1 protein-coding gene and 1 pseudogene are annotated in these 2713 nt (G+C 59.2%); one reads left to right on the top strand and one right to left on the bottom strand.

Translation table 11 applies throughout. The annotated features are described in order from the left end of the window. Positions 1 to 696: 696 nt before the first annotated feature. Positions 697 to 963, top strand: a pseudogene (locus I6F37_RS38210) (zincin-like metallopeptidase domain-containing protein); the annotation flags it as partial. Positions 964 to 2239: 1276 nt separating this feature from the next. On the opposite strand, the gene I6F37_RS38205 reads toward I6F37_RS38210, so the two are convergent. Continuing rightward, on the bottom strand, positions 2240 to 2548 hold the full coding sequence (locus tag I6F37_RS38205; RefSeq protein ID WP_225144526.1) for a hypothetical protein: 309 nt from the start codon (positions 2546 to 2548) through the stop codon (positions 2240 to 2242). Between the last annotated feature and the right edge of the window lie 165 nt (positions 2549 to 2713).

The following is a 2713-nucleotide window of genomic DNA, read 5'->3' as shown; positions in this document are numbered from 1 at the left end:
TCGGCCAGCGCTGATGTGATCTCGCGCTTTGCGCGCATGCTGATCTTCCCTGCCATAGCCGCCACCGATCTGATTCGGCAGCTCCGCCCCAGACACGACAGGGAAGTTGTCCGGTAACATTTTTAGCGAGGCAATATGGGGGGCAATTTCCCATGTCGCCCGACAATCTACGATGGTGTGGTCCTCAACCGACAATGTCTCACTGATCAGCAGCCTAAACCGTCCGGGTGATCCTGAAGTCGTGACGACTGACAGCACAGAGAGCACGTCTGAGTGGTTGCAGGAATTTCCGTGGCGGATTGAGGGGTGTTGATAGCCCATTATTATTGACCGACTGCGCAAAAGGCCTGTCAGCTTGCGGTAAGCTATGACAGATACAGAGCCCTTGGGATTAACGGGATGTGACAGGGACAGCGTTATCGCTCCAGATCGATCGGCGCCGAGTCACTTTTCCGCTAGTCTCAACGGCAGTGCGGATGTGGTAGGGACTAGTTGGCCTGGCTTCAGCCCCCGGGTCGGTTAGCACCGAGCCGCGCCCGCACTGTTTCTACATCTTGCCCCGACCAATCCCGCTGCTATCTCCGACAAGTTTCGCGGGTACTCTGGCGAAGGTCGGTACATCACCTGAAAAGGTGAGGGCCACGTACTTCCATTCTGCCGCGACGCGCGCAATGAGTGGCGTTGGACACTACATACCGCCACGAGAGCCGCCTGAATCGCGAGTTCGGCCGCAAGCGCTTCGGCGATGAAGGCTATGCCATGGAAAAGTTGGTCGCAGAGCTTGGCGCGGCCTTTCTGTCCGCCGATTGGGCCTGATACCGGAGGTGAGGGAGGGGCACGCCTCCTATATGCCCTCTTAGATCAAGGTGCTGAAGAACGACAAACGCGCGATCTTCAAACTTCGTCCAGCGGGCGGCGGACTTCCTGTATCGGTTTCAGGCCAAAAATTCCGCCGCGGCCTGAGCCGCGGCGGAAATAATCGATCTGGACCTCGTCATTTTAACTCCAAATAGCTCAGATCAAACTCGCCATGAAAGTCGGGGGTGAATACAAGCTCGCGCCATGAGCCCCTTCGGCGAAAAGGATTACCCTCTCCTTGGTGAATAGCCGATGAGAGAGCGAATGAACGAGGAACGAATCGCGGAAGGCGGATTTGCGAGAACGATTCGGATCAACCGTGGCTTGGCACCCGTGCGTGCACCTGCGGCGCCGCCGGTATGCCGTTTTGCAACCCGAGCAATGACCAGTCGTCGGCTCCCATGCCGCCGCAAGACTTCATCGGCCGGGAGGAAGGCGGGTCCTGAAACCCATGAAGCCCCACGACGATCGAGAGCCGCAGGGCCGTTTCGTTCTGCAGATGTCGCGATGCATTGCCTCACGAGCGACGGCCTCGTCAGCTTCTGGAAAGCCTATCCATAATAGGATCAGCTCCGATGCTCAGTCAGCGCCGGTGGGTGGGGCTGCCGCCAGACCGCCGCTCTTCACCGAACCATCAGACGCGCCAGCTCAGTCATCAGACATCTACCGCGGTCTCAACTCTTTCGTTGATCTGCCGTACACACCGCAGCAGATGCAAGACGATGCTCAGTCAGCGCCGGTGCTCAGCCCCGCCGGTAAACCCGCGTTCTTCGTCGGGCGGTCGGGCGTACTCCAGGAGCTTGAGGACATCGGATACCGACTCGACGAGGATTGGCAGGATGGCGCGTCCGATGGTCCGGTGAACCGCGGCGGTCTGGCGGCAGCCCCACCCACCTGTTCAGGGGAGACGCCTAGCGCAGCGTTCGCCTCGACGAGCACTCAACTCTTTCGTTGATCTGCCGTACACACCGCAGCAGATGCGAGACGATGCTCAGTCAGCGCCGGTGGGTGGGGCTGCCGCCAGACCGCCGCTCTTCACCGAACCGTCACAGCCGGTGTCGGATTTCTTACTCGATGTCCTCCCTATCCGCATCCGCACTGCCAATGAAGTTAGCCAGGAGATCGAGAGGCTAACGCACCGGCTTTGCCTTGAGGGCTGTTCACACGAAATGCCTGGTGGGTATTAACGAGAAATCGGCCTTGGACTGATAGGGTAGACTGAGGGCGTAGCTGATCGCTCAGATTCATCCCCGGGGAGATACCATCGTCCGCCGAGAATGAGCAAAGACGGGCTTGCTGACGCCGCTGCCTGCTCCGGACGAACTCGATTCAAAGTCGATTGCGCGCGCCATCGGGCTGGGATGCGCTCGATGCACGATTTCTAAATTCCGCAGCGGGATCTCTCGTGGGCAACCGAGACCGCGGCGAGCCCCAACATCACGTCGCCGGTGAATCCGAAATGGAGACAATAGAGCCACCAGATTGCGCAGCACCGGTCGAGATCGTACATGGCGAGTGCGCGCCTCGTTGCTGCGACCATCCGCGCCATCGGGTTCATTCCGCGTATCATCTGGAAACCTCGGCGTCTCGGGGCCAGCGCTCTCCGTTCAATGACTTTTAGGGCGGTGATGGCCCGCTGTCCGGCGCGTGCACCTGCAAGAGATTCGGAATTAAGATTGATGTTCGCCATGGCGTTCTTTTCCGCGTTTCGAAGCTGCATGCGATCTGTGAAGTGGCCCCCGGATTTGGGACCGGAAGCCTAGTTGGAATGTAGCCGTTCCGTTTGGTAAACGGAGCGGACGATGACGAAGAAGACGAGACGGAAGATCGACGCGGCGCTGAAGGCGAAGATCGC

This window comes from Bradyrhizobium sp. NBAIM08 (assembly GCF_020193935.1).
Classification (GTDB): Bacteria; Pseudomonadota; Alphaproteobacteria; order Rhizobiales; family Xanthobacteraceae; genus Bradyrhizobium; species Bradyrhizobium yuanmingense.
Note: the sequence above shows the minus strand (reverse complement) of the source record. Positions and strands in the feature narration are given on the sequence as shown.